Origin of the sequence: Rubripirellula amarantea (genome assembly GCF_007859865.1) — a bacterium.
Classification (GTDB): domain Bacteria; phylum Planctomycetota; class Planctomycetia; order Pirellulales; family Pirellulaceae; genus Rubripirellula; species Rubripirellula amarantea.
In genome coordinates, this window is sequence record NZ_SJPI01000002.1 from 133470 (window position 1) to 156612 (window position 23143).

Consider the following 23143-nt stretch of genomic DNA (forward strand, 5'->3'; position numbering starts at 1 on the left):
CGGGAACTCGATTGAGTCACCAAGTTGCGCATCGACAATGAATCTCGATCCTCACTGGCGTAAGAAACGGTCCGTCGAGCGCTGATAGCTGGCAAGCGTTAAGCACCAACGCGCCCTATAGAATTGTCACAAAGACGGGCTGGGCAGCTCGTTGTGTTTACACGACCACCGAACCAAAGCGATTAGGTTGTGATCGCCGCGAGAGCAGGCTTCCAATCAATAGCTTGCGAACGTTAGCTCCCGAACGTTTGCTTGCGAACGTTAGCTCCCGAGCGTTTGCTTCCGAGCGATGGCGAAGCGGCAGCTTTACTTCAGCTTGGGCAGTTCCGCGCCCTGGCTGTATGATTTCAGAACGCCAATCAAGTGTGATAGTTGAGGCTTGGTAAAGTAGCCGGCAACGTTTTTCTCGTACGCTCGCTCGACGTCACGAGCATGAGACGACGTGGTCAGGACGAAGACCGTGGTGGACCGGAGCGTGTCATCATTGCGAAGCCGTTCCAGAAACTCGTGCCCATTGACCCCAGGCATGTTCAGGTCGAGAAACACAATCAGAGGATGCTCTTTAGCGATCGACAACTCATTGTGAAGCATCGACAGAGCGGACTTTCCGTCAACGGCCCGCTCGAGCCGAACCGGAACGTCGCTCTTCTTGAATGCCCGATTCACCATTTCAGCGTCGAGGTCATCATCTTCGACTAGGAGTACTGTGAACATGTTAGGCACTTGAATGCTCGCTTGAAGATTGCTGGATCAACCACTTAAACCTATCGTTTTATCGGCCAACCAACAACGAAGCGGTATCATAAAACTTCGCAATTATCCAATGAAAGTCGATCATTTTGCCGTTTAATGCCGTTTAACGGCTATTGGTGCCGTGGATGGAGCGGCCATTTGCCGGAAACCGCAGTTTGAAAACTCAGGGGAAGTCTCTAGTTCATGGCTGCGTAAATAGCGCGGATCTATCGTTTCAACTGGGCGTCTGAACCCGGTTCCATTGAAACGAGAACACCGAGCCTTTGCCTTCTTCGGACGTTAGCTTCAGGTTGGATCCGTACTTGGCTATCAGTTTCTTAACAATCGCAAGCCCCATTCCGCTTCCACCTTCGACATCCGTTGCAACGCGTTGGTACATCTCGAAAACGCGGTTAAGGTGTTCCGGTGCAATGCCGCGCCCGTTGTCGGACACTTGAATGAGGATGCTGGTGTCACCGACGTTCTCGGCACTGACGGTGATGCGACCCGAGGATCCTTTGTCGTTGTACTTGACGCCATTGGTGATCAGGTTGAGCAGCACTTGGGTCAGGGGCGTTTTCATTGTCGTGAATTCCAAAGACCGTTGTGGCAGTTCGATGGAGAACCCTTTGGGAAGGTCAATCATCGACACGATCGAACTAACGATATCGTTGATGTCGACGGTTTCGGGCGCCAGATTCATTCGTCCCGCACGCGAATATTGAAGCAGATCATCGAGCAAGTTTTCCATCTTGGTCGCGCGTTCATTCATTTGGATCAAGTGTGCCTTCGATCCCTCGGGCAACAGGTCTTCGCAATCCTCTTGAATCCAACTTGCCAAATGCTTGATGCCTCGCAATGGAGAGCGAAGGTCATGCGATGCGACGTACGCGAAGTTATCAAGTTCGAGGTTGGTTTCTTCCAACGCCGAAGCCTTGGCGGCAAGCTCTTGGGTCATCTTCTCGGACATCAGCAGCAGTTGCTTGGTCACTTGGTTCTTGTCGCTGAAGACTTGAGCAGCCTGAGCTAACTTTCCAATCTCGTCTTTGCGATTAAGCAAAGGAATCTCGCTGACCGAATCGCCCTGGCCAAGCTGACGAAACGTCTCGGTGATTCGAAAGATGGGATTCACGATCAGGTACGTCAACTGCATTGCCATCAAGATCGCGAAAGCGGCCGCCGCGACCGATGCGAGCATCGCGTAGATACGAGATCGTCTCGCTAGTTCAGCCATTGATTGTCGATTGATCACGCGTTGGTCTTCTGAATAATCCTTCAAGCGTTTGGATCGATAGACAAACTCGGATATCTCGCCTGCCATCACGACGTTGGAATAGAACATGTATCCCCGAGTCGCCTGAACGGCGCGAGATCCAAGACGCCGAAATTCGTTCAGCTCTCGTTCAAGCTTGTCAAGCGTCGCGTTCACTCGTGTGGTTGGGCCGTCATTTGCGTTCTCGGCTTCGTCGTTGTTCACGGCGTCGTCAAAGTCAGCGTCGTCAAGAGTTTCATCGAAGGTGCTTTCCGATAAAGCGACATCGTCTTGAATGAGTTGGCGGATCGTGGCGAGTGCTTGTCGCGATTCTCTGATTGACTGAAGTCCGAGTGTGAAGTCGACCGAATCTGGTTCCGTGAAATACTGCTGGAAGAGTTGGCGAGAGTTCGACTGAGACTTGACCAAGCGAAGGTAGGCTTTGAACAAGTCCTCGCGATCGTCGGCAAGGATGGCGGATTCGAGTTGCTGCAAAGACTCGGTGACGTCGAAATCCTGTTTCGGCAGTTCAACCTTGATGAGCCTGGTCCGCAGTTCTCGCTCTGTCGACGCAAGATCTAGCCGTTGAGCAAAGATCGCAAGCGACTCGTTCATCGCTTGTAGCGTCGCTTGCATTTGTTCGTCTTGGGAAAGTTTCAACGCCGACGCAATTTGGTTCTTCAGTTGAACATGCAGTTGCTTAGCGCGAGAAAGCTGAGACATGGCTCCGGTTTGCAGATACTTTTCGGCCCTCGTCTTCAATTCCTCGACGTCCCGATCCATGCTCGCGATCTCGACCAATTGAACCTCGGATTGCTCGTACGACTGAAACTGCTCGAGTAACTTGGACTGTCCCCACCATCCAATCAACGTGCTTAGCAAACAGAGGGCCACAAGAACCGACACCGTCAAGTAAATGCGGTTTCGCAAAGACGGCGTCGGCAGCAGCGTGGGGGCGGTGGGGAGCTGCGAATCTATCGTCGCAGGGTTTTCAAGAGGCATCGTGATTCTATTTCGAAGGGTGAGGCAGGTTGAAAGGTGGCATCAGGCCGATCGGGTTGTTCCTACCCTGAAAGAAACTCGTTCCAGCGAGTCAGGCTGTACTCGTAAGTTGGCATCACCGTGTTCCAAACTGCGATGTTGCTGAACCTGCGCTCGTAGGATCCGCCGTCCCTTGAAGCGCCTTTGTTGACGACAACCTTTCCTTGAGTCCCCAACAAATCAGTTCGTGCCGGTTTGCCTTCGTACCAATAATCCCATTCATCCGCCGTCAATTCTTTTCGCGAACGCTGCGGATTGGAAATGTAGTAGCCTTGTTTCGCGATGAAGGCACCCGGCCACCCTGAAAGCCACCAATTCATGTACTCGTACGCCGCATCTTTGACGTCACCCTGGGCCGCAACTGATAGACACATCACGCCATGCCATGCGCGGTAGCCTTCGACCGGCGACGCGTACACGCAGTCAACTCCTTGGGCTTTAAGGTCAAACACGGCTGGCGAGAACATGCTTTCCACGACCGATTCACCGCTCTTCATCAATTCGACCGACGCTGGAACGCTGCTCCAGATGCCCCGGAAGTGACCCCGACGACGGTAGGTCATCAGGATGTCGAAAAGTTCATCAAGTTTGGACCGGCTGATATTGCCGATGTCATCAAACTCAATCAAACCTTTGGCTTGGGCTGCTAGGGCGAGATCAAACAAGCCGATCGTGGGCGCGTTCACGATCGCGACCTTCCCTTGGTGTTGTTCATCCAACAACCAACTCCAGCTTTCGGTTTCATAGGGAATCCCACGCGGAATCTTTCCCGCGTCGTATCCGAATGAATCCACATTGTGAACGTACGGCAGAAAGCTGACTTTCGATGTTTCGTTTCCTCCCAAGGCTCCATCGGGCTGAACGAACAACAAACGATTGGGTGCATCACCTGCGCCAATCTTGGCATTGGGAGTTAAGCGCCCGGTGGTGGTCAATTGGTTGATCTCGGACCAGTACCGTAGACGCTTCGTTTCAATCGGTTGAATGGCACCCACTTGCCACAGCACCCGCATGCTGTTGGACCATTGCTCGTAAAGGTCGAATGATTCCGGTCGCGTCGAAGCACGGTGCAATACCTCAGCACTCCCGCCCGGCGAAAACTGCAACTCGATACCGAGATCCGCTTCGGCTCGTTTGCGCAGGTCCTCCTGGAGAGTCACGTGGGTCCCCAATACTCGCACGACGCGGCGCTTCTTGCTCAGGATTGTTGGTCCCTGAGTCGGTTCTGGTTTCGCCTTCGGCTTAGAATCCGTCGCATGTTTGTCTTGAGCCGAGGTGGCTGAACCCCTGGCGAGGGTCGTCGCTAACGCCAAGCATCGAGCTGTATGATTCAACATCGATCGACGACTGAGTTTCGACGAAGGCGTCGTGGCCGAATGAAAACGGCGTGGGGTCGGTAGCGTCATGCTGCTGAAATCCTGAGTGCATCGTAGAAAGAGGATCGGGATTATCCGCGATCGAGCCTCCTGAGTCACCATCATTCGTAACCACCGAGTCCAGTGACGCTTTTGCCAAGGAATGTCGGCCCAAATGCGGATATCCGAAATAGTTCACAAAAAGTTCTGATTCGGTGACAGACTCAATCGTCCTGTGTGTGAAGTGAGTATCCCTTTTGCACATTCGATACGGAGCCTAGTGGTGGAAACTCGTACTCAATTCCTCATCAACTCGCGAGAACATCAATCCATTTCGGGGCGCAACTGGGGCGTTTGGGGATTGGCACTGCTGGTTTGGCTTGGTGGCAATGGAGTCAAGACTCGAGCGGCAGGCATGGTTTCAGTGCATGGGGTGGTGACCGACGAATCTGGTGAACCCGTATCCGACGCTACGGTGGTTGCGATTCAAAAGACATGGCCGCGTGGTCGCTTTCAAATGAATACTTTGAGCACTCGAACCAACGAGAAAGGCGCGTTTCGTTTCGATGATTTCGCGACTCGCGGTCGGCCATACGAGTTCTTGTTAACGGCGATGCCAGATAGGCACTGCATGGTGAGTGAATACCGTGGTGATCGAAACGGCAAGTCACAGCCTGCGGTTAAGCTACGAGTCACTCCTTCAGAACCAACTCGGATCACGCTCACCGATACGAAAGGTGTGCCGTTGCCTCACGCCAAGGTCATTCCGCTCACTCGCATCACGGCCGACGGTTCTGAGCACAAGACTTATCCCATTGAAATGAAAGATGTGGGAATCACCGCCAACCATTCCGGAGTAGCCGAACTGCACGCGTTCTTGCCAGGCGAAAAGGGTAAGTTGATGGTTGAGTACCACGGGAACATCAGCGAGCACGCGATCAACATCCCCTCGGACCAACGGCTAGAAGTTGCGATCGAAGCAGTCGAAGGACGAGTGATGGAGGGGGCGACCGACAAGGACGTGGTGGATTCGAATGCACCGTCGCTAGGTCGTGTGGTAAGTTCGTCAGGCCAACCAATCGCTGGTGCAAACGTGTTGCTTGTCTTGAAGACTTGGCCGGACGGTCGATTCCGTCAGCAGGTCTTGCAAACAGAGTCAGGTCGCGATGGGAACTTCGCATTGTCGAAGATGCCAGGACAGGCCGACAAGAAAGCTCTATTGGTGACGATCTTGAAGCAGGGGTATGAAATGACCAGTGAGTATCGCACCTTTGGCAAAGGCGAGGCGATCGACTCATTCGAATTTACGCTCGAGAATGCGTTGCGAGCGAAGTTTCGCTTTGTCGATAAACATGGCGAATCGCTTGGCAAGACGCGTGTCTTTATCGCTCGCAGAAAAACGCCTGATAAAGAACACATGATCTACGCTCAAAGCGGTGCTGACGCCACCTTTACGACCGACGACTTAGGGAACATTGACCTTGCTTTCTTTCAAGTTGGCGACGTGGTGCGATTCATCGTTCAGGTCGACGGTAAACCCATCGAAGCCACGGCGACCATCACGGCGGAACCAACCCAACGAGTGGTTGTGTCGGAATCCTAATTGCCGCCTTTCGACGATTGCTACTCTAGCGGCGCACCGAATTGGCCAGCGCCAAACAAGCGATTGATTTCGGCCAAGTTCGGGAGCAGGCGGTAAGTTTCGGTCGAATTGACCTTGTTAGAATCGTGGTCCAATTTCGCAGCGACCTTTTCAATGTAAGCGTTGCTCAAGTCATTCCCGACCACCGAACGAACCAACTCCAACGTGATCTCGAGTCGTTGGGAAATCGAAACGTTTTCGCCGAACAGGTCTTCGTACACGATTCGCCTGCATTGGTGCCCGGTTTCGTGTTGAGCCAAAAAAGCATTGGTTTGGGCAATCGCCGTACCCTGAGTATCGAGGTACTCGGCAATCCGATTGAGGTCGAGCGGTTCTAGTGGTTGGTCCTGCATACGCGGCGCACCACGGCGATGCCATTGCAGAGTCTGTTCGGCGATCAAGGAAGAAGCGACCGCCTGCAATTGATTTCGCCTGACCATAAAGAACTTGGTTGGGAAGAAAGCGAACACTTCCAAGTCTTGTTTTAGCGTCAGTTGCCCCAGCAGGTGCTTTACACCATTGGACGTCTCTTTCAAGTCTTGCAGGATGTCAGGCAATTGCTGACCAGCATTCAAGTCAGCCAGGAAATCATATCCCCATCCATCGGACCCTCGTGTAGGGTTGAATGGTTCGTTGAGTACAGAGAGCCTTGGGTGAAGGTCGAAGATATCTCGGATCGCCGTGCTGCCCGATCTGGGATGTGCAAGAAGGACCAAGCTAACATTCATGCGAACTCACAAACCATTTTCGACAAACTGCTCAAACGCTTTCGAGCCGCGAATGGGATCAAGGTCAGGGTCCAACCGCAAGTCCGATTGCCGATAGAAGCCAGCCCGCTTGGCGCCACGCAACGCCTCCACCGCTTCGTCGATCATTTGTTGCCGCAACTTTTCGTTTTCGTTTCTACCGGACGCATCGAGGGCTCCCGCGATTTGTGCATAGCCGCAAGCCAAGTGGTACAAGAACGTGGAGTCGCCAGAGATGTTCTCGCGAGCGGATTGAGCCAACTCGACGGCTTCGTCAATTTCGCCAATCCGCGAAAGTGTCGTGATCAACGCGATTTGACGCGTCGTGTTGTCCGGTTCGGTCGCAAGCAACTCACGCCTTATCTGAGTTACTTCAGCAAACAAATTCATCGCTCGCTCACGTTGTCCTTGTACATCTTGTCCTTGCACGTCGTTCTCTTGCTTGTCGCGTCCTTGCTCAAGCAATGTGATCGCGTAGGCGTACAGTACTCGGTCGAGCGACTCCCTAAACGACAATTGATCGGGCTCTTTTTCGACGACCGCTAATCATATGGTACAGCATTGCGCCCAATCCGTAGACATCTGCCTGAGGCCCGATGTACCAGTAGCCTATTCAGGTACCATGAGCGTGGGAGGCATCTCATTCGCGGCGAGTATTGGAATACACGATCACTCCCACGAACGAGGACGTCGCGGGCGACTACGAACCCAGTTTTCAAGCGTCCGCGTTGAAGAAACAATCCGAGTAGCTTCTTAAAAATGCTCGATGCTTGGCGGCTATTAGGAATAACACACAGTGCGTAGCGGATGGCTCTAGTATCAGACCAGTCGTGTTCAGCACCACTAAAATCTTAAGCTTCAACTGGAAACACTGTGTTGCGCGAAAGCGATGGCGAAGTCGGTCGCAATCGCTTTTCTTGCACGCTTGTATCATCAGAACAGCGTGTCCTCATTCCATTCGGACTCGGAAGTTTCGGTGGGATCCGTCTTGTCGTCGTTCAACTCGGGCCACTGCGAAAACGCGAGATCGATGTGCTCTGTTTCGGCCGGTGGTTGCTGGCGAGCGATCTCGTTGATGATCTGAAGAGCATCGAGGGCGGTGGCGTGGTTGTCACCGTTGACGTCGTAGTAGCGATCGTCAAAATCGTCCAGGCTGGTGATCTCGGAAAGTTCGGATGTGTTTTGTCGAGCGATTCGATTGATGACCTGCAGGGCATCGAGCGAGGTGATGTCTCCGCTACGATTGGTGTCAAAGCGGTTGGCGGCGTTTTGCCATGGCGTGCCTGACACGATTTGAATGACATACTCGCCCGCTTGAATGACCTGCCGAAACTCATCGTCGACCATGATCGGTGGTTGAGAAGCGATTTCGCCTTCGATGGCGAAGGATGCTGTTGTCGATTTGCGAACGACGAGCACGCCTTCTGGGTCAACGAGTTGATCGAGGTGTTGCACATCGAGTCGGATCGACGACTCGCCGCCGAGCACAAAAGCTTCGAAACCGATAATGCTTTCGCCGACAAGGGACGTGATGTCAATCGCAAGGTTCGCGTCAATTTCCAGAGTGTCGTACCCTTCGCCTCCGTCGAGTAAGACAAAGTTAGGTGTTCGCAACGTCACCCAGTCATCACCGCCTGCGGTTCGCACGTTGATCGTGCCCGTTGTATCCGGCAAGCCTTCCACTACGAACGTTTGGGAAGAATCGCTGGTGGTGACATCAAGTCCATCGGCGAGCAGTTCTTGTTGAATTACCACGTCCAAATCAACATCGCTCACCGTCACGTGGGTTTCGTTCGCGGCAATCACCAGCGAACTGGGTTGGTAGTCTTCCACCACCACGTCAATGCTGGTTCCAATCCCATCAAACAACGCCGCGGTATCAGCGTCGCTTGCCGTCAACAAAATCGTAAACGTTTCGGATGGCTCGGCGATCAAATCGATGGGCGACTGTAGCGTGACGGTTTGAGCGGTATTCCAGTCTTCAGGTGTGAACGTCAATTCGGTTGGCATCACCATTAGCTCATCGCTATCAGAGCTAACCGCGATCGTAACATTGCCCAAGGGCTGAGCCGACAAACGAACGTCAAACGATCCCGCCTCGATGGCCTCGGAAAACGTCAGCAGTCCTTCACCGGCAATGCTGACAACGATCGCAGGAACCTCATCGTCATTGATGGTCATGCCGATCGTCGATGAAAGTGTTTCGTCATTAATGACCTCGATGGTGACATTCCGGTTTCCATCGGCGATCTGGTTGTCGCTTACCGCGACATCGACCAACACAGACGAACTTCCCGTCGGGATCACGATTTCTTCTGGAAGCGTGATATCGGCGTTGTCAGCGCTAAGGGTCAAATTTAACGGTTGCGCGAGCGTTTCGTAGTTGTGATGAACCAGCAGCGAGGTGGCGGCAGATTCACTCACCACGTCATTGACCAGGGTTAGCGTCAGAGTGGGGGCATCATCGTCTTCCACAGTCAGCGATCCCGAAGCCGAGAAGAACCCTTCAGCAGACGCAGTAAACTCAACTATCTTATCGCCGTCCACCCAAGAGTCATCAACCACAGGGATAGGGAACGAGACGCTTGTTTCGCCGGCCGGAATGACCACTCGCGTCGGCAGAGTAACTTCGGTTTCGTCGCCGCCACCAATCATGACTTCCAATGCATCGGTGGTATCCGAATTGCGACGAGTGACGGTGGCCATCGGAGCGAGGCTGTCCGAGGCCTGCGTCAAGATTACGTTGTCGATGGCAAAGTAGGCTGGCGTGTTCATCCCAAATTGCCCCACGTCCGATGACATCAACGAGAACGTCAACGACCGAGCGCCCACCAATTCCGATACGTCCACGGTGGTCCACTGGTCCACGATGTAATCAAGCGATTGATCGTCGAACCGAAAGTCGGCCAAGTAGAAGTCGATTGCGCCAACGGATTCTCCCAGCGCATTGGTGCCTGCGATGGTGAGCCGGAAAAAGTCAGGATTGTCTCCACTTTCGCCGCCGAATTGCTTTGCGAAAGCATCACCAAACTGCATGGACAATGCTGCGTAGGTTGCGTTGGTGATGTCAAGAGACGCGAATGACTGCGAGGGATCTGTCAACGTTAACGTAGGAGGCGTAGTGCCGAACGTGTTGGCAACGGCATAGGTCGCCGACGCCAGGGCGCCGGAACCTGTGATCGCGCTGTGTTGATTGGTAAACCCAGCGGTTTGCGAATCAGTCACATTGGAAATTGCGAATCCGCTCCACGATCCAAAGTCTGTGTTGTAGTCGTTGTCCAACATGACCCCGCCTGCGTCAAAGCCGCCCGCCAGATCAGAACCATTGTTGAATGACTCTGCGGCGATGTGAGATCCGAGTTCCTCGAAGTCAACGGTTGTGCGAGCGCCTGCTTCGCTAACGACGGATTCGGTCAACTGGACTTCAAGGGCCGGGCGTAACGTATCGTCGTCGTTGACAACAAGAACCACTTCGTCCGAAAGTTCACCGCTGACCGCCGTAATTGTCAACGTCCGGTCGTCTTCGATTTCGTCATTGTCGATCAACGAGATGTCGAACGAAACCGTGCGCAGCCCGGCCGGGATTGTCACCGTAGTGGGAACCGTGGCGACGGTTGAGTCGGATGATCCAAGCGTCACCTCAAGTGGCGAAGTCAAATCATCGTCGTTCCGGTGAAGCACTGCGGAAAGGCTGCCGGTATCTTCGAACGCTTCAAGTGCGGATAGCGTTAGCGAAAGCGATGGTGCGTCGGCATCCGCGACCGTAAGTTCAGTCGTTGTTCCCACGTATCCATCGGCATCGATCGAAAGAGTAACCGATTGCAATCCGTCGACGATGAGGTCGGGGGTGATGCTAATTGGAACTTCGATCGAGTTTTGGCCCGCCGGTATCGTGACAATCGTCGGCGTAGAAAATTCCGAACCATCTGTTTTTGTAACCGTTACATCCAGCGGGCTGGCAACATTCGTCGTTTCGCGAGTGATCGTGAAGGTCGGCAACGCCGTCATGCCCACGGTGCGAACGTTGTCCGCAGCAAAGTATGCTGGCGTATTCATTCCATACTGGCCGACATCGGAAGACTCCAAGCCAAAATGAAGCTCAATCGCTGTACCGATCGACGTCAAGTCGACCGTTTGCCATACGTCAAGAATAAAGTCCTGGGAACCGTCATCAAACCGGAAGTCAGCCAAGCTGACGTCGATCGTTCCCACTAACGTATCAGCGGAATCGAATCCTGTGATGGTTAGCGTCAAGAAGTCAGGGTCTGATCCGTCGGCTCCGCCAAACTTCTTCGCGAAGCCATCGCCATCTCGCATCGACAAGGCCGCGTAGACTGAGTTGGTGATGTCAATCGAAGTGAAAGCCGTCGTAGTGGCGGGGTCACGCTCAATGGTGGCCGCAAATCCGCCAGGGTACGAATTGCCCATCAGGTAGGTTGCCGAATCGCCCGCCCCACTGCCCGTGATGGCCGCGTATTGATTGGTGTAACCAGCGGTTGTGATATCGGTCACATTGGAAACCGCCCAACCTGACCAACTGCCGAACGTTGGGTCAAACGAATTGCTAAACGAAAGTTCGCCACTGGTAAAACCATCGGGGTCGTTCGCTTGATTGAGGTACGAATCGGGCGCAAGTCCGCGACCAATGTCTTCTAACGTCGCGGTAGGTGGCGCGTCAGATTCCGTCAACTGCGCCGAGTCAATGCTAATCGATAGAGCGAAATCATCATTGACAATCGAAAGAGTAATCGAGGCATCAGCAAACCCGGGGGCGGTCGCCGAGATCAAGACGTCGAGGTCATCGCTCAGGATAGCGTTGTCGATCACTGCCACGGGAACGTCGACAAATGAGTCGCCCACGGCAATCGTGACTTGATCCGGAATGCTGATCGCACCCGACACATCTGTCGCTAGCGAAATGACAAGTTCACTAGACGTATCCGAGTCCGCGCGCGAAAGCCGCAGCATTGTCGCCGCATCGCCACCGTTCTCTTGGACCTCGCCGTCGGCAAGTCCGATTGGCAGTACCGGCTTCGACAATGTGATATCGTCGATTGCAAAGTAGGTTGGCGTATTGATTCCAAACGCACCTACATCGGTGGACTCAATCGAAAACTGCAATGACGAAGCGTCTGCAACCGCACTCAGGTCGACCGTGGTCCACTGATCGACGATGTAGTCCAATGAGTTATCATCGAATCGGTAGTCCGCTAGGTAGAAGTCGACGGTGCCAATCGAATTGTTGTCGGAATCAAACCCATTGATGGTCAGTAACAGGTAGTCCGGATCATCGCCGCTGGTCCCACCAAACTTCTTGGCGAACATATCACCGTCGCGCATCGACAAAGCTGCGTAGGTGGTGTTGGTGATCGCGAGTGATTCAAAACTGCGATCGTCGTCGACATCACGTGTAATCGTAGGCGGTGCGTAGAAGTTGCCCGACGGAACAAACCCAACGCCATAGGTCGGGCTTTCTTCGGCACCAGTTCCCGTTATGGACGAATGCTGATTGGCAAACCCGGCGGTGGTATTGTCGGTCGCGTTGGAATAGGCAAACCCATTCCACGAACCGAAGTCTTGCGAGTAGGTGTTGTTGAGCGTCAGTGTTTCGGCGGTGAATGATCCGATCACAACCGCGTCACCAAATTCACCGGTCGATGGATTTCCGTTGGCAGTAGGTCCGTTGAAGAAGCTGTTGGTGGGAAGACTCGCGCCAAGAGTTTCGAAGTCGACAACATCACGAGCCATAGCGTACTGGTGAATAACAGCGACGGCATCAAGGTCAAAGCCGGCCGAGCCAGTTCCTGGGAACGGATCGTAGATTGGGTTGCCGCTGGTATCGGTTGATGATCCATCGCCAACGATATCGACGATTCGAACGTACGTGACTTTGTCGAGCCCCAAATCGGCCAGGTCAAACCCCACGCCAAAACCGCCGCGGTATTTTCCCGCTAGGCCGTTGATGTCGGTAGGGTCAAGGCTTCCGAAGGCCTCAACCGGGGCCGGCGTTAGCGATTCGTTGTCAAAGCGAACGAAATTAATTCCGTCGGTGCTGACTTCGACAAAGGCGAGTTCAAGAAACGTGTCACTGAAACTGTTTTCAAATACTGCGAAGTCGTTTCCGATGCCGTCACGAATAGGATCGTCAAACGTGAGCGTGATCTCACCGCCATCGCCAAGTGTGACGGTGTCAGGAATGGGGCTGTCGTCGCCTTCGAGCGGGTCGCTCGGTCCCGTTGCGTTCTCGGGGGTTTGAAAGTCTTCGCTGACGTTTGATCCTGGGGTGTAATTGGCGACCCCGGTTGCCCAGGCGGCGATCAGGTTACTGCCCGCGTTGATCGCTTCGGAACCCACTTGCCCGGCCGCGGGCGCATAGGGACCTGCCAGCAAATTCCGAGTTTCAAGTAGCTCGGTGATTAGTCGCCGTCGTTGAATTGGTCGTCGTGATTTTTGTAGTTTAGAAATTCGGTTCAAGGTTGTAGATCCGGAAGAGATTCGTTGCCGTTGCGTGTGCAAAGAGCGGCAAGGAGTTCAAGGTCGATGGAATCATTAAGGAAGGTGACCGATCCGTCGGCGAATAAAGCTTGCACTCCTTGCGGGTGAAAGCTCCGCATGTCGTTTTCAAAGTCAGGGGCTTGGTTGATTGGGAAGGCTTGGTCGAACAAGTTCCACGCATTGATCCACTGGCCGTCACGAAAGGCGGCATCTTCGGACACTGCAATCGTGCGAGAAGTTCCGTCGGTAATGTCCCGAAAACGAAGTGCCAGTTCATGAACGAAAAATCCTCTCGGCGGATCATTGACGGCCGTGACACGTTCCCCATAAATGCCGCCGTAGTCGGTCGCTCCGCGTCCTTGGCTGCGTCCATCGCCACTGGTGCGAGCCGATGACGGTGTGCTTGGACACAAAAACGTTTCAATCACTTGCGATGCCGCGTCCGCGTTGACAGCGTCGTCGAAGGGAACGTTGAAGTCGATCATTTGGTAGGCACCCGGTTCTTCAATGAACGGCAAGATCATCGCCGACCAAGCGAATTGCTTTCCGTTGGGGACGGTGGGCCGCACTTCTAATCCACCGGGTGGGAACCGTTTAAACGCGGCGTGGTAGTTGTGGATTCCAATCCCGATTTGATGCAGGTTGTTTTGACACTGCATCTTCCGAGCCGCCTCGCGAGTCGCCTGCACTGCTGGCAATAGCAGTCCAACGAGAGTTCCGATGATGGCAATCACCACCAGCAACTCAATAAGCGTGAAGCCGCCTGCGCATTGAGGGCGTGATTCGAAGCTGGCTGATCGGGACACCAACGTTTCGATCCGGCGAAGAAGGGAAGGAATCTTCAGTGGTTACGGTTGCAGAAAGCAAGTCGAGATCTCTGCATTCGGGCAGCGACTGATTTCCAACGACACGTGTTCGACACGGACCTCACCCTAGAAGGTCACCTCGCGTCCGATCAGTGGTAGGTCTTCTGACTCGCGTCGTTCCCCATGCTTCGCCTTCTCGCCGAGATAAATCTCTGCAATGGCTATCAGAATGAAGTCAGGGCGGTAACAATTTACTCGTCACCACAACGCACACAGCGGCCGGGCCGTCTCGGAATCTCACCGAAGTTCCCTGTTCCTGGACGGGTTTTCATGAACGCGCCCAGCACCAAGAATCGTTCGTCGCAAAGGTAACCACCGACCTGTGAAGTGTCAAAGGGCAAGCTTCAAAGAACAGGGGCAGGCCGCTGGTCTTGGCCTGCAAACCACCGAAAACGTCGATCTTCAGCGAGCAATCCCCCCGTAAATGCGACTGGTCCTTTGAACGACGGATACAGCTACTCAATCCAAATTCCTTCCCGTGCCCGAGGCCAATCGGTCCTCTCGTTCTTAGCCGACCGTTTTGATCATTCGACGGCCGTCCAGTGGCGAGAACGAATTGAGCAAGGTGAGGTAACGGTCAACGAAAACGTTGCTCGGGTTGATACAGAGTGTCGACCCGGCGACCGGTTGGTGTGGAACCGTCCGGGGTGGATCGAGGCGGATGTACCGCTTCGCTATTCCATCGAGTTTGAAGACGATCGTTTGCTGGTCGTCGACAAACCCAGTGGCCTTCCGACGCTACCCGGCGGTGGGTTCCTTGATCACACGTTGTTGAATCTCGTGCGAAAGGATTTTCCTAGTGCCAGTCCCTTGCATCGACTCGGACGCTGCACGTCGGGTCTCGTGATGATGGCTCTTGATTCCATGACTGCAACAACGCTTTCGAACGACTGGCCGAACGTGCTAAAGCAATACTCGGCCTTGGCCAGTGGCGTTGCAGCCGAGGACATCTACGACATCCAGACTCCGATTGGTCCCGTCGATCATCCGCGACTCGGCAAGGTCCACGCCGCGAACGATTCCGGCAAGCCATCGCGTAGCGTCGCCCGCGTCGTTGAACGCTACGAGTCAACAACTCTGTTTGAGGTTGACCTTCACACCGGTCGTCCTCATCAAATTCGAATTCATCTCGCCTCCATCGGCCATCGGTTGGTCGGCGATCCGCTATACGACACCGGTGGAATCCCTCGAGCCATCAATCCCGGCTTGCCGGGAGACGGCGGGTATTTCTTACGCGCGCAATCCTTGACGTTCACTCACCCCATCAGTGGATCGGTCGTGACGGTTGCCGCTGGACGAGAGGGTTGGCAGGAACATGGATGATTGAAAAACTGAGTTTTCAAAATGAACTGCAAGAGATCTGTGCGAGCCATGTGACGTGCGGTTCTTGAGTGCCTAACGGCACGAGATGTCGTAAGTCCGCACCGAGCACCGGCGTCAACCCAGTTCGTCTTGCAGTTTCGTAGCATCGAGGATGCCGAGTTTTGCGTACATACTCGTATAGTCCACAACGTTGTGGCACTGAAAGACAAGATCGTCTTTGAGCCGTCCGTGAACACCCACTTCAATCACAACGTCTTTGCCAGTGTCGCGGTGGACGCCTTGCAGTTCCATCACCAGCGAAAACGATTCATCGCGGATCAACATGAAGCTTGTCTCGGCGTGGCAATGTTCAACGCGAGCGTGCAGAGACTGATAGGCGGCTTGAACTTGATCCACACCTTCCAAGACAACCGGGGCCATGCCCGTAACGACACATTCGGGGTGAAAGTAATCTGAAACGCAAACCGATGATCGAGATTCCCAACCGTTCTTGATCCATCGGAACAGGAACGCGCGGTAAATGAGCTCCCTCGGACTTAAAGACTCTTCATCGGGTTGCATTGCATCGTTCTTTGTTCAGGTCCAACAGATGGCAAAGTGGTTCGATCGTAGATCGGTGAAGCAGTCCGGTTCATGACGCGGTACAAGCTACTCCGGAAAAGCGTTGAAGTGCATTTTAGCTAATCAAGCGACACGATGTGGCGAACTAAGCGAATTCATCGAACCAAGCCCGTGTACTCGCTCGCTTGACCTTCGCGTGATCGCAATCGGTCTTCGTGAACGCCGCTCGTTCATGCCAGTCCATATCACGATGCCAGTCAATCGAACGGCCCAGCATGTTTGTGCACCATGCCTGTCCGTCATACCTGTCCAACATGTTTCTCCAGCAGGAAAAATGAGTCGTACCGAGGTTCGTCGGTTCAACCGTTCGGGCTGTGATTGGTATCCGTTTTCATTCTTTCGTTGTGCGTTGATGCCTTTTGAATTTCATTCGGAGTTCCTGCTATGGCCAGTGACATCAGGTTGGTCCAAGGATGTGCGTCGAGGACCCGCCCTCGGCCAGATCAGCCATCCATCTAAGGACTGTCCAAGTTCATTCGGACCAAACCCTTCTCCTGGGGTCGGTAATGAGTCGATCTATGGTAACTTGGGGGGCAGAGGCTCAATACGCCAGGGAATCAGAGGTTGCCCCATGGACGGCTTATTTCAATTCGAACCCACCTGCATCGGCTTTTGCCATGAAAACTTGGCTCCCCTTTTCATCCAAACTCGCTTGTCAGGCTTCCGAGGGCGACCCCACACGTCGCGGTATCCAGCGGGCGGCAAGGAGGCGTGGGAGCAAAATAAGGTCAACCGGAAAACGATCTCTTCGATACGAGCAACTCGATCGTCGCGAGTTACTCGCGGGTGATCTTCAGAATCCCGGCAATCCGCTGGATGTGAATAACGACCTGACGATTTCCGCGTTGGACGCGTTGAACATTATCAATCAGATCGCCAGGATCACCGCCAGCAACGATGGGGAACAATCGAGCGTCAATGCAGAAGAAACCGAACCGCCACGCGACTTCTATTTTGATGTCACCGGATCCGACGGAGTAACCGCGCGAGACGCTCTGCAACTCATCAATGCGATTGGTCGAAACAGTACACAAGTCACTTTTCGTTTAGCTAACGACACCGACCCAGATCAATCTGGTGTTCGCGATGAAAAGACGTTTGACCTTGGCATCGAAGGCAAGATCAATTTTGCTGGCAGCGATGATTCGGTCTACATCGGCGTGGAACAGGACGGCGAGTTGACCTGGATTGATCTGTCACCCAACGTGGATTCCACAGGTTACTTCAAGCTCAGCGATCGACAGATGCGTGCGATGCTAAAAGACGTGGTGGGGCCTGGTGATGTGACACTTTTCTTCAGCTCGCTGGGGGCCGATCACGACCATGAGAATCGAAAACAACAGGACATTGAAATCGAAATCCTGGTGGCGCCACCGCAACCTGGGTTGGTAGAAACACAGCTTGCCGAAGATAGCATGGTCGTGCTCGATATCTCGTCCCAGATTTATGATCCCGATAGCGACCTGGAATCGCTGGTGATCACGATCGTTCATCAGCCCGAGTTTGGGACGCTTAGCGTGGACGGCAAACAATATCTTTATGATCCACAGGAAGACTTTTTTGGAACCGACTTCGTCATCTACGAAGTGAGCGACGGCGAAAATAGCAGCGGTCTGGTCACGTTGACACTCAATATCGAATCGGTCAACGACGTTCCCGTAATCACGTCGTCGTTCGACGATCAAACGCTTTTGCTCAACGAGCGAGCAATCGAACTACCCATCACAGTGTTCGATCTCGAAGACACTGATTCGCTGCAATATGTTGGCTTTGCGACCGTTGCGAATCATCTTCATGAGATTCGTTCCACTTATGGACTCAGGTACGGTAGTGACGAACTCTTCAACTTAACAGGCCTGAACGAAAAGTGGTTTTTTGGTGACAACGGCACGTCTTTCTTTCTGTTGCCCGACGGCGAGTTGATTGAGTGGTTGGGCGAGGATGCAACAGCAAGTCGCACCGAGCAGTTAATTGCCGTGCTTGATAGTAGCATCTACGACGAACCACTACGGCTTGGTGAAGCAGAACCACAAATTCTTGCACCCGCGACCGTGTCGGTCACTCAGGACACAGTGACGGTGATCCCAGAAGAAGGACTCGTGGGAGAGGTCTTGATCAACATCGCGGTCGCCGATTCCAGCGATAGCGTGGTGAGTCAATTCAAGTTGACGGTGGAAGACACCCGCGATGACAACCAATTGCAGATCGACCGCGTTGTTGCCCTGATCGACGAGGCCGAGGCTCTCGACTTAGAAACCACCCCGGCATTCTTGGCCTCGGTGGCTGAACAACTAGACGAGTTTGAACCTCACCTTCGTGGTCAACTCACCGAAATGCTTTCGACTATTTTGTTCGACTATGAGCAAACGGTGAAACGTCAGCTTGCATCTGAGGACTGGCTGCTATCGAACAAACGCTCGACTCAGCGAAAGATGGAAGTTGCCGCTTGGGTACAGGACCAGCTTGCGACTCTGAAGACCAACTACCAAGCCGCGTTGGCGACCTACAGCGATTCGCTGTTAGCTGACAATCCTTTGGAATCCGCTCCGCCTTTGTTCGTGCTGGGCAATGACTATAGCGATCCGATCGAAACCAAGGTCGGCGACACTTTGGTCTTGGACTTCCGAACCATTCATCCCGTGGACGTCGGGGCATTTTATGTGTTGGAAGGATTTGACAGCGACGAGCACGGCTATTTGGAATTCAGTGTGCAGACAGGGGCGTTTGCGTGGTACGTGCCAGAACAAGCGATTGGCACTCATGAGTTCACCATCCGAGCCAGAGGCCTTAGCGAAGGGAACGATTCGTCGTTCAGCTTCACCGTCAATGTGTCAGCCGACCAATCAAGCTTACAGTTGTTAACGGCTTCACCATCCGCCATCTCGGATCTTGGAACCGATGAGGTGACGTTAACCGCTCGCGGTGCTTGGCACCCGGAATATGAAATTTCCGAAGTTCTGTTCTATCAAGATACCGACGGCGACGGACAGTTAATCAAAGGTATCGATCGTTACCTCGGTGAAGACGAGAACGGCGACGATGGATGGACATGGACTGGCACACCCATCGCGGAAAAAAACAGCGATGACGTCACTTTCTTCGCAATATCGCGAGCCTATACGTTTTCGGCAGCTATCGAAAGCCAAGCGGTATCAGCGACGATTGACGTGATTTCTGTACCGCGTTTGACGGCGTCAGTCTTAGTGCCCAGTGGTGATCCTGTTCATCAGCAAGAAGTCGAAAAGGACGATGTTCCACAACCCGATCACATTGTTCGCTATGACAACGGCGACTCGGCGGTAGCGACTTCCATTTTTGCTGGTGAAGACGCGGGAGTTTACGTCACTCGATACAGCGACGCAGGACTCGATGGTCGAGGCGAAGCGAAGGGTGATCCGGTGCTTGTTGTTCCCGGAAGCCCGTGGAAGTACGAACTCAAGGGTGACGCAGATGGCAATTTGATTGTTCTCGCAAGCGACGTTAGTGGAATCGACGACACTACGGGACCCAACCTCTGGATGTTCCGACTGGGGCCGGACGACGAAGCTATCGGCGATCCCGTTTTGATCGCCGGTGATGGATCCGACGGCTACACGTTCACTGCCGCGATGAATGAGAATGGCGATGGAGTGATCGCTTGGAAAGAAACCTATCTTGCCGAACCCGTGTTTGTGCAGACCTTTACTCAGGCGGGTGCAGAACTTGGCGAAGTTCGGCAATTTGATTTCAACGGCGGCTTTCACGATGGTTCGGAATGGGATTCATCCGCGATCAATAGCAACGGTGACTATGTCGTCGCTTGGGAAAACTTGGCTGCCATCGGAAACGTAGATGACGCCGAGTCAATGCAAATCGTTCAGCACGGAATTTATTCTTGGTTCGCTGCAATCAATGAAGAAGGATGGATGGTGTTGGCCAATCGTTCGATGCAGGTCTTGGATCCTCTGGGCCGATTGGTTGGCGAGTCGGTTCAGATCCATCCGGAAGATGCGAGGCACTATTCACACAACGTTACGTTCGCCAGTTTGGACACGCTGCAAGTTGAGTACTTCGATTCTGACTCAAACGCGAATCAAGAAAGTTTTTATACGCAAGCTTTCAATCTGCAAGTCCAGCCTTTGTTGCGTCCCGTCGAAGTTGATGTGAGCTCACTAGCGGACCAGACGCCTACCGTGGGAGGCTCCATCGAGGTGATTGCCACGGTTGCCAACGATGATTCTGAGCCCTCTCAACCGCTGACGCTCGCATACTACCTTAGCCATGATGACGTGATCGACAACCGTGATCGTTTGTTAGGTTCCCTTGCGAGCGATCAACAGATCCAAGGTGGGCAAAGTATTGACTTTCAGACATCGTTGACCTTACCACCGCAACAAGATCCTTTCTGGAACCGAGGTAGCACCGAGTTGCGATTGCTTGTCCAGGTTGTCGGCGGCACCGGTCAAGGCATCGCACTCCTTCCATTGGTTGACGTCAAATTCAGCGAGTTGATGGCGGTTCGATTGCAGGAACTCGATGCCGTGAAAGCCATAGAACCGCCGGAATTGATTTCGCGTATTGATCCGCTTCACACTGTCGATGGCTTTATTGATCCACAGCCTGTGCAAGATCAGTTGTACGGTGGCGGCGGGTTTAGCGGCGAACTCGCCGATGCGGTGAATATGTTTCAACTTCTCGGGTACCAGTATTTGGCGGGCATCGAGATGATCGCGGAGCGAGCGCCGTATACCATGCGTGCCGAAATTCGTGAATTAGGTCTGGACGTTTCCGGAGGCTTGAAGCGATTTGCGACCGAACAGTTTGAAAAGCAACAGTGGGAACAGAGCCAAATTGAGGCAGCGGAAGCAGTACGGGATAGCAAGATCGAAGGATTCGATTTGGATCGCGACAATAAGATTAGCGAAGCCCGCGCTTTAGGTAGAAAGCTCGAAGCCGATGCCGTCGCAAAGATCGCGGCGCTTCGCGATTCGCAAGCCAAACGTGAGCTTGAAAAAGAAGCTCAATGGAATCGAGAAAAGGTCAAACTTGAGTCTAGCGTTAGCGCTCTCAATGAATCTGAAGAGAACATCGAACGAATCAGCGAAGACGTCAATCGGGTGGAATTTTACGGATGGGGCGGGGTCGTGGAGTTTGTCACGGGCGGTGGCGAAAACATAGTGAGTTGCGCTAGCGATCCGGCTGCCTGTCGCGATCAGGTTGTCAAAGAGGCTCGCGGCTTCTTCGACCGGTTGAGCAGGCACTATCAAGAGTTGTACATCAAGACCAAGAATCAACTTGAAGATAAAATATCGAATCTTGAATCGAACATTCGAAGAGTATCCGCGATCGTCCAGGCTGAAATTAACGGACAAATTGGAACGATGAAAGTTCGTCTTGGCCAAATCCAAGACGACTTCATTGAATTGCGAGACAATGCGAACGACGAGTTTGTCAAGCTCGAAGCAAAAGCGAAATCGGCCTACACTGATAAGGTCAACGAGGTTAAGGATGCGAGTGAAGGCCTTGTGCAGTTCACTCAGTCAAAGGCGGAAAGCATTCTTGAAGATGGGCTCGAACACGTTGATGCCAGAATCGAAGCGATGAGCTCGCCGGAAGGCATAATCGAAGTGCTCGCGAATGATCTTCAGACGCTCGATCAAAACAATCCGTTAGGGTCGGTCCAAGAGATCGCGGATTCGATCGAAATGGCGGCTGGTTACGCGACCGACGTCCTAAGCGACGTCAAGGAACAACTTGAACCTGCCGTTGACTCCGTCAAGCAAGCCGGCGGTGAATTCGCCGATTGGGCAAAGGATACCGGCGGCGAGGTTTCACAATTGGTCAAAGACAATCTGCTTTCAGTCTTTGATCAAGAATTGATTGCTTACAAGGTTGAAACTGGATTCGATCTGACACTCAATCTAGTGAATGGTTCTCTGTTCGTTGATGCCAACATCGCGCCCGGCGTCGACTACGACAGTCGCAAGCTATTCGATTTGCTACAGGGTGATATCTCCTTCCCAGATCTGGATCCCATCGAAGTAATCACGAACGTCCTCGGCGTTGAGCTGTTGGTAACCAACAACTACGACGACATTCGTGACGATCAGCACAGTGCGTTCGGGGCAACCAACGTCTATTTTGCGTCGGAGCGCTTCGTCGAATACTTCGGTGGCGAAACGATGCTCGGCGATGCAGCCGAATTGGTGGCAACTTTCGGTGGGTCGGCGAAGGACGCGTTGAAAGATTTCGCCAACCACCTGCGAATGGAATTGAACGACCTCTTCAGTTGGCTTAAGCAAAAAGGGGAAGCCCAATGGGAAGCAATCGTGCCGGGAATCATCAAAGCGTTGCTAACTCAGCAGCCGTTTGAATCGCCGCACTTGGAACTGAAATGGACTCCGGTGACCTACCGATATGAACTTGATCTTACCAGTGCGGGTGGCAAACTCGGCGACTTAAATCCTCTCGCGCAATTGTCGTCCGATGAAGTCTTGGACACTCCCTACGTCAAGTCGTTGATTGATGGCTTGGACCTGAATGTTGATTCCCCTCATGCGGCCTTCACTTTGGTTTGGAAGATCCCAGAAGGGGAAGACATCCCAACGCTCGAGGACATGGATGCCACCATCGACGGCTACCTGGACGATTTCGACTTTGACGAGTTCTCGACTCCCACATTAACGGCTGAACTTGTTGACTTGGCAGTGCGAGAGCTGCGTGAACAGGGACTACCCGACTTGACGGTTGAAATCCTGGGTGAGTTGGCCAACGTGATGTTGGGCGCACGTTCCTACGAAGGTGTCATTGCGGGGCAGTTGCTTGACCGACTAGACCTTGACGTCGACTTCATTCGCAGCGAGTTCGACGACCTGCGTGACTTTGCCAATGACAGTTTCGACCTGGACCTTCGCGACACGCCAGCCGGTGAAAGGTTAGCCTCGTTCTTCGATCGCATCACCTTCGGGAACGTCGGTAAAGCATCGCTCGATGAGTTTTCGTTCGATCTAACCACGTTCACGGTGAAAGTATCCGGAACGTTGTGCCACAAGCATTCATGGGGATCGCTCGCGGATCTCGTCAGCCTGTAG

At 53.3% G+C, this 23143-nt stretch carries 11 protein-coding genes and 1 riboswitch; of the genes, 3 read left to right on the forward strand and 8 right to left on the reverse strand.

Features of this window, described 5'->3' with window-relative positions; genetic code table 11:
- Positions 1 to 306: 306 nt before the first annotated feature.
- The 3 genes from Pla22_RS14100 to Pla22_RS14110 all read right to left on the reverse strand — a co-directional run bounded on the left by Pla22_RS14100 (position 307) and on the right by Pla22_RS14110 (position 4362).
- A complete protein-coding gene (locus Pla22_RS14100; RefSeq protein WP_146515495.1) occupies positions 307 to 714 on the reverse strand; it encodes a response regulator in 408 nt (135 codons plus the stop codon).
- Between the two features lie 253 nt (positions 715 to 967).
- Positions 968 to 2986, reverse strand: a complete 2019-nt coding sequence (locus Pla22_RS14105) for a sensor histidine kinase (RefSeq protein WP_146515496.1) — start codon at positions 2984 to 2986, stop codon at positions 968 to 970.
- 62 nt (positions 2987 to 3048) lie between these two features.
- On the reverse strand, positions 3049 to 4362 hold the full coding sequence (locus tag Pla22_RS14110) for an ABC transporter substrate-binding protein (protein WP_146515497.1): 1314 nt from the start codon (positions 4360 to 4362) through the stop codon (positions 3049 to 3051).
- 301 nt (positions 4363 to 4663) lie between these two features.
- Here Pla22_RS14110 and Pla22_RS14115 point away from each other — a divergent pair, with 301 nt between their 5' ends.
- Complete coding sequence (locus Pla22_RS14115; RefSeq protein ID WP_146515498.1) at positions 4664 to 5983, forward strand: carboxypeptidase-like regulatory domain-containing protein; 1320 nt, start codon at positions 4664 to 4666, stop codon at positions 5981 to 5983.
- 20 nt (positions 5984 to 6003) lie between these two features.
- Here the strand turns inward: Pla22_RS14115 and Pla22_RS14120 are convergent, their stop codons facing one another.
- From Pla22_RS14120 to Pla22_RS14135, 4 genes are all read right to left on the reverse strand, one after another.
- Positions 6004 to 6750: a sulfotransferase family protein gene (locus Pla22_RS14120; protein ID WP_146515499.1), complete on the reverse strand. Its 747-nt coding sequence runs from the start codon at positions 6748 to 6750 to the stop codon at positions 6004 to 6006.
- A gap of 6 nt (positions 6751 to 6756) precedes the next feature.
- Positions 6757 to 7284, reverse strand: a complete 528-nt coding sequence (locus Pla22_RS14125) for a hypothetical protein (RefSeq protein WP_146515500.1) — start codon at positions 7282 to 7284, stop codon at positions 6757 to 6759.
- A 417-nt stretch (positions 7285 to 7701) separates the two neighbouring features.
- Positions 7702 to 13242: a DUF4465 domain-containing protein gene (locus Pla22_RS14130; protein ID WP_146515501.1), complete on the reverse strand. Its 5541-nt coding sequence runs from the start codon at positions 13240 to 13242 to the stop codon at positions 7702 to 7704.
- On the reverse strand, positions 13239 to 14069 hold the full coding sequence (locus tag Pla22_RS14135; protein WP_242632061.1) for a DUF1559 domain-containing protein: 831 nt from the start codon (positions 14067 to 14069) through the stop codon (positions 13239 to 13241). Before Pla22_RS14135 ends, Pla22_RS14130 begins: the two co-directional genes overlap by 4 nt.
- A gap of 137 nt (positions 14070 to 14206) precedes the next feature.
- Positions 14207 to 14435: riboswitch (cobalamin riboswitch) on the reverse strand.
- Between the two features lie 132 nt (positions 14436 to 14567).
- Between Pla22_RS14135 and Pla22_RS14140 the strand changes: the two genes are divergently transcribed.
- Positions 14568 to 15452, forward strand: coding sequence for an RluA family pseudouridine synthase (locus Pla22_RS14140; protein ID WP_146515503.1), 885 nt, complete (start codon positions 14568 to 14570; stop codon positions 15450 to 15452).
- Between the two features lie 114 nt (positions 15453 to 15566).
- Here Pla22_RS14140 and Pla22_RS14145 read toward each other — a convergent pair whose 3' ends face one another.
- Positions 15567 to 16013, reverse strand: a complete 447-nt coding sequence (locus Pla22_RS14145) for a nuclear transport factor 2 family protein (protein WP_146515504.1) — start codon at positions 16011 to 16013, stop codon at positions 15567 to 15569.
- A gap of 677 nt (positions 16014 to 16690) precedes the next feature.
- Here Pla22_RS14145 and Pla22_RS14150 point away from each other — a divergent pair.
- Positions 16691 to 23143, forward strand: coding sequence for an Ig-like domain-containing protein (locus Pla22_RS14150; RefSeq protein WP_146515505.1), 6453 nt, complete (start codon positions 16691 to 16693; stop codon positions 23141 to 23143).